The organism is Streptomyces sp. HSW2009 (assembly GCF_040240285.1).
GTDB lineage: Bacteria > Actinomycetota > Actinomycetes > Streptomycetales > Streptomycetaceae > Streptomyces.
Genome location: NZ_JBEHZD010000498.1, coordinates 1 through 5794 on the forward strand (window position 1 = coordinate 1; position 5794 = coordinate 5794).

General features: G+C 74.9%; 4 protein-coding genes. 1 reads left to right on the forward strand and 3 read right to left on the reverse strand.

Annotation, left to right across the window (positions count from 1 at the left end):
• Both AAHZ94_RS27240 and AAHZ94_RS27245 read right to left on the reverse strand, forming a co-directional pair.
• On the reverse strand, positions 1-2262 hold a 2262-nt coding region (locus AAHZ94_RS27240; RefSeq protein WP_349996066.1), incomplete at its 3' end, for an ABC transporter ATP-binding protein.
• A gap of 585 nt (positions 2263-2847) precedes the next feature.
• Positions 2848-3207 (reverse strand): helix-turn-helix domain-containing protein, encoded by a 360-nt coding sequence (locus AAHZ94_RS27245; RefSeq protein WP_349996068.1) that lies wholly within the window; start codon positions 3205-3207, stop codon positions 2848-2850.
• A 205-nt stretch (positions 3208-3412) separates the two neighbouring features.
• Here AAHZ94_RS27245 and map point away from each other — a divergent pair, with 205 nt between their 5' ends.
• Positions 3413-4180 carry a type I methionyl aminopeptidase gene (gene map, locus AAHZ94_RS27250; protein ID WP_349996070.1) on the forward strand — a complete coding sequence of 256 codons (768 nt, stop codon included), beginning with the start codon at positions 3413-3415 and terminating at the stop codon, positions 4178-4180.
• A gap of 87 nt (positions 4181-4267) precedes the next feature.
• Here map and AAHZ94_RS27255 read toward each other — a convergent pair.
• On the reverse strand, positions 4268-5794 hold a 1527-nt coding region (locus AAHZ94_RS27255), incomplete at its 5' end, for an extracellular solute-binding protein (RefSeq protein WP_349996072.1).

Genomic DNA, 5794 nt, shown 5'->3' on the forward strand with positions numbered 1-5794 from the left:
GCCCCCCCCCCCCCCCCCCCCCCCCCCCCACCCCGCCCCCCCCCCCCCGCGGCCCCGGGGGCCCCCCCCCCGGCCGGGGGGGCCCGGGGGGGGCGCCCGGCCCGGGCCCCCGGGGGCGCTCCCGTCGGGTGTCGCGTCCGCCGGGCGGTAGCTGGGCAGCAGCAGCCCGGCCGCCGCGGATTCGCCGCCGAACCCGCCGGCGACGGGCCCGGCCGCGCCGGCAGCCGAGCGCTCTGGCGTACCGCCGGACGCGTCGTCACGCGCACCCGCGCCCGCGAGGGGCGTGGTGCCCGCGGCGGCGTCCGGGCCGTCGGTCGGCGCCCGGTAGCCGAGGCCGGCCACGTCGCGCACCACGTCGCCCAGTTCGTCCGGATCGGTCAGCAGTCTGCGGTAGAGCGGGCAGCGTTCGACCAGTTCGGCATGGGTGCCGACGTCGGCGAGGCGCCCGCCGTCCAGTACGGCGATCCGGTCGGCGAGGGCCAGCGTGGACTGGCGGTGCGCGATGAGCAGCGTGGTGCGGCCGGCCATCACGCTGCGCAGCGCCTCGTGGATCTCGTGCTCCACCCGGGCGTCGACGGCCGAGGTCGCGTCGTCGAGCAGCAGCAGCCTGGGGTCGGTGAGGATCGCCCGGGCCAGGGCGATGCGCTGGCGCTGCCCACCGGAGAGCGTCAGGCCCTGCTCGCCGACCTTGGTGTCGTAACCGTCCGGCAGTTCGTCGATGAACCGGTCCGCCTGCGCGGCCCGCGCGGCCGTGCGGACCTGCTCGTCGGTGGCGTCGGGCAGCCCGTACGCGATGTTCTCGCGCACGCTGGCCGAGAACAGGAAGCTCGTCTCCGGTACGAGGCCGATGGCCGCGCGCAGCGACGCGTACGTCAGGTCGCGCACGTCGTGGCCGCCGACCCGCACCGCGCCACCGGTCACGTCGTAGAACCGGGGCAGCAGCAGTGACAGCGTGGACTTGCCGCTGCCGGACGCGCCGACCACGGCCAGCGTCTCGCCGGGGGCGATGCGCAGCGAGACGTCCTGGAGCACCGGGCGCGCGCGGGACGCGCCGTCCGCCCCGGAGGCCGCCGGATCGCCCTTGGCCAGCTCGACCCCGGACGACTCGGCCGCAGCCGAATCAGCCTCGGACGGCTCGGCCCCGGACGGCTCGGCCACAGCCGCTTCGGTGGGCCCTGCCGATTCCGCCGCGGCGCCGTAGCCGAAGGTGACGTGGTCGAACTCGACGGTGGCCGGGGCGTCGGCGGGCAGCTCGTGGGCGTCGGGCCGTTCCGCTATGGCCGGCTCCGTGTCGATCAGCTCGAAGACGCGCTCCACGCCCGCGCGCGCCTGCTGCCCCACGGTGAGCATCATCGCCAGCATCCGGACCGGGCCGACGAGCTGCGCCAGATAGGTCGAGAAGGCGACGAAGGTACCGAGCGTGACCTGACCGCGCGTGGCCATCCAGCCGCCGAGGGCGAGCATCGCGACCTGACCCAGCGCCGGGACCGCCTGGAGGGCGGGGGTGAAGCGGGAGTTGAGCCGTATCGTGCGCAGCCTGGCGGCGAACAGGCCGCGGCTGACCTCGCGCAGCTTGCCGGTCTCCTGCTCCTCCTGGCCGAAGCCCTTGACCACCCGAACGCCGCTGACCGCGCCCTCCACGACGCCCGCCACGGCCGCCGCCTGTCCCTGCGCGTACCACGTGGCGGGGAAGAGCCGGTCGCGGCTGCGGGCCGCGATGAACCACAGGGCAGGGCCCACGGCCAGCGCGACCAGGGTCAGCACCGGCGAGAGCACCAGCATGACGACGAGCGAGATGACGAAGAGCAGGACGTTCCCGACCATCATCGGGAGCATGAACAACAGGCCCTGCACCAGTTGGAGGTCGCTGGTGCCGCGGCCGAGCACCTGACCGGTGCTCAGCTCGTCCTGGCGGCGCCCGTCCAGTCGGGAGATCGACTGGAACATTTCGGTCCGCAGATCGTGCTGGACGTCCAGGGCGAGGCGCCCGCCGTAGAAGCGGCGCACGTACGTCAGCCCGTAGACCACCACGGCCGCCACGACCAGCAGCGTCGCCCAGGGGGTCAGCGAGCGGTCGTGCGAGACGATCACGTCGTCGATGATCAGCTTCGGGATGAGCGGAACGAGCGCCGTGACCGCCATTCCGGCGAGCGACGCGCCGAGCGCGAGCACCACGTTGCGCCGATACCGCCAGCAGTATCGGGCCAGTCTGCGCGCCCAGCCCTCTTGCTCAGCGCTGGTCGTCGCGGCTGTCGCTGACACTCCCTGCCTCCCCGCCTCATGGTCATCACCGGAAGGCTGCAACGCCGTGGCGTGCGGATTTCATTCCGCCGTAACAAACAAAGAAGCGCACGATGGGCGCACACACGATCGAATGCTCAGTGTGCGCGCCCCCGAGCGCGGGAGCACGCCGGGCGCCGCCCCCACTCGGCCCCGAGCGGGATGCGCCTGCGCCCCGAGGCGGGGCGGGGCGGCTGCGCGAACTCGGCGCACCTCCGTCGGCGCACATCCGGAAGCGGCAGCCCGCGCGCACGCCGCGCGCGGAGAAGGCCCCCACCGACGATTCAGCGATGCGCCCACCCGGAGCACGCACCCAGACATACGGCGCAATACGGCGCTCCGGGTGTGACCACTCCGGGAACGCCAGCACGCGCGGAGAAATGCGGAGAAATACGGCGCTTCGAGTACGACCGACTCCAGGAACGCCAGCGTGCGCGCACGCGCACAGACAGCCCCCGCGGGCAGCACAAAGCCACCCCGGGCGGGCGGATCGACGACCGCCCGGGGCGGTGACCACGCCGGGGCGGACGGGCCGGCGACCACCCGGGGCGGTCCGGTCAGCGTGCGCTAGGCCGCCGCGGGGCCCCAGAGCGCCGCGGCGTCAACGCCCACGGCGTCCACGGCGTCAGCCACTCCCGCAGCGTTCCCGGCGCCCTCGGCGCCGTCCGCCTCCGCCGGCAGGACCACGGCGGCACAGTGCGCCGCCACGTCGTCCAGGCGCAGGCCGAGCGTGCCGACCAGGGCAGCGACGGTGAAGAAGGCCGGTGTCGGGGCCCGGCCGGTCTCGATCTTGCGCAGCGTCTCGGCGGAGATGCCGGCGGCGGCGGCGACGGCGGCCATGCTCCGCTCGCCGCGCGCCTGTCGCAGCAGCAGACCCAAGTGACGACCGCGCTCGCGTTCCAACGGGGTGAGGGGTGTGCGCACCATGCCGGCATTGTAATACCGGCATTGCAATACCGGTAAAGTAATCCGGTACAGTAATAACGGTATGAAAATTGGCGCGGCCCCGGAGCTGGCGTCCGCTCCGTCGTGCCCCGCCCGCCCGCGCCGCGGGCCCGGAGCGCCCCCCGCCGAGCGGCTGAACCCGCCCCCACCTGCCGTACGCACCAACGCACCAGGAAGGACCCCACCCATGGTGGAGATCAAGACCAACGGCGAACTCGACGCCATGCGCGAGGCCGGACGCATCGTCGCCCGGGCGCTGGCCGCCGCCGAGCAGGTCGCGGCCGTCGGCGTCCCGCTGACCGCGCTGGACGAGGCGGCGCGCGAGGTGCTGCGCGCGGCCGGCGCCGGTTCGCCGTTCCTGAACTACCGGCCGCACTTCGCGGCCACCCCGTTCCCCGCGGTGCTCTGCGCGTCGGTCAACGACACGGTCGTGCACGGCATCCCGGGTGCGTACCGGCTCCGCGACGGCGACCTGGTCAGCATCGACTGCGGCGCGACCCTGGACGGCGGGGCCGGCGACGCCGCCACCAGCTTCGTCGTGGGCACCCCGCGCCAGGCCGACCTGGAGCTGGTCGAAACCGGCCGCGCGGCCCTCGCCGCAGGCATCGCCGCGGCCGTGCCCGGCGCCCGGATGGGCGACATCGGCCACGCCATCGGCACGGTCGGCCGCGCCGCCGGTTACGGCATCCTGGCCGACTTCGGCGGCCACGGCATCGGCCGGCAGATGCACGAGGACCCGCCGGTGCCCAACGAGGGCCAGCCGGGTCGCGGCTTCCGGCTGCGCCACGGCCTCGTCCTCGCGCTGGAGCCGATGTTCACGGCGGGCGGCGCGGACGCGTACGTCATGGACGCCGACGGCTGGGGGCTGCGCACGGTCGACGGCAGCCGCGCCACCCACAGCGAGCACACGGTGGCGATCACCGACGACGGCCCACGCGTCCTGACCCTCCTGTGAACCCTTCCCCGAGCCCTCTGCCGAACTCTCTGCCGAGCCCCCGTTGAAAGCTCCGTCGAGCCATCCACCGTGCCCGCTCCTGAGCCCTCACCCGTCCTCCGGCAGCGCGCGTTGCAACGCCCGGTGCAGGTCGCGCGCCACCTCGCCCGGCGCGTCCGGGGCATCGCCGATCAGCCGGCCCAGATGGTCGGCGAACACCTGGGTGAACGCCCCGTACAGCGGGGTGCGTGGGCGCAGCACGGCGCCCCGCAGGGCCGTCCGCACGACGGCCGATGACCGGGGCCGCCCGTCGGCCGTGCGGGGGATGCGGTCGGCGCCCTCGCCGGTGGGTGACGGGGCGGCAGGACCGGGCGGCAGGAGCCGGCAGCGCGCGCCGTCCGCCTCGTACGCGCTCGCGCGCGTAGCGGCGAAGCCCGCTTCGAGCAGGCACCGTTCGCCTTCCCTTCCGGTCAGGAAGCGCACCAGGTCCTCGATGGCGGCCAGGTTCTGCGGCGGGGCGTGTCGCGTAACGGCCAGGTCCTGCCCACCGAGCACGGCCTTGCCCGGCAGCGCGGCCAGACCCAGTTGCTTGTCCGTCAGGTCCTGGTGGAGTTGCCCGTACGCGTACGGCCAGTGCCGCAGGAAGGCCGTCTTGCCGGCGGCGAAGTCGGCCAACAGGCGTGCCTCTGCGGACTCCTGCGCGCCGTCCAGCGTGTACGCCCGGTCGATGCGCCCGGCGAACTCGGCGAGCCCGGCGCGCAACTGCCCCTCGGTGCCGACGTACCGCCCCTCGGCGTCCACCAGGGGCTCGGCCTCGCTGATGGCGCCTGCGGTGGCGAACGCCTCGATGCCGTTGACGGTCCGCCCCTCGTACGAGCCGAGTGGGGTGGTCCACGGCTTGTCGTAGGCGGCGGGCAGGTCGCCGCGGGCCTGCGCCTGGAGCAGCGTGTGCTGTAGCCCCTTGAACCGGGCCCAGCCCATGGCCTCCGTCCCCAGGTCGGGCGTGGCGAAACCGGCGGCGGACAGGTAGTCGCGGCGGTAGTAGAGCAGCCCGACGTCGCTGTTGAACGGAACCGCGTACACCGCGCCCCGCCAGCGGCCGGTGGCCGCGACGGTGGGCAGTACGTCCGTGTCCAGGAAGGACTCATCCAGTTCGCGCACCAGGTGCCCGTCCGCGAACTCCGGCACCCACGTCACGTCCAGATTGACCACGTCGTAGTGCGAACTGCCCGACTGGAGCGCCCCGAGCAACTGGCTGCGCTGCTGGTCGGCGGTGCCCGGCAGCTCCACGAGCCGGGCCCGCAACGGCGACCCCGAACGCCGGCTCCGTTCGTTCCAGGCATCCACCATCTGTTGGCGCACGCCGCTGCGCCCGGTGATGTCCTGACCGCTGGCGATGATGATCATGCGCGGGTCGCCGTCGCTGGTGAACGCGCCGTCGTCCGCACCGCCCGCGGCCGTACAGCCGCTGCCCGCGGCGAGCAGGGCGAGCAGCGCCGCGAGCGGGCCGGCCGCCTGCCACGGCCGCGGGGGGGGGCCGGGGGGGGGGCCCCCGCCCCCCCCCCGGGGGGGGGGCGGCGCCCCCGGGGGGGGGGGGGGGGCGCGGGCGGCGGGGGCGGGGGGGGGGGGGGCGGG

Excerpts from the sequence above, each read along its gene's own strand:
- map (WP_349996070.1), top strand. The coding sequence starts at position 3,413 with ATGGTGGAGATCAAGACCAACGGCGAACTCGACGCCATGCGCGAGGCC.
- AAHZ94_RS27245 (WP_349996068.1), bottom strand. The coding sequence starts at position 3,207 with ATGGTGCGCACACCCCTCACCCCGTTGGAACGCGAGCGCGGTCGTCAC.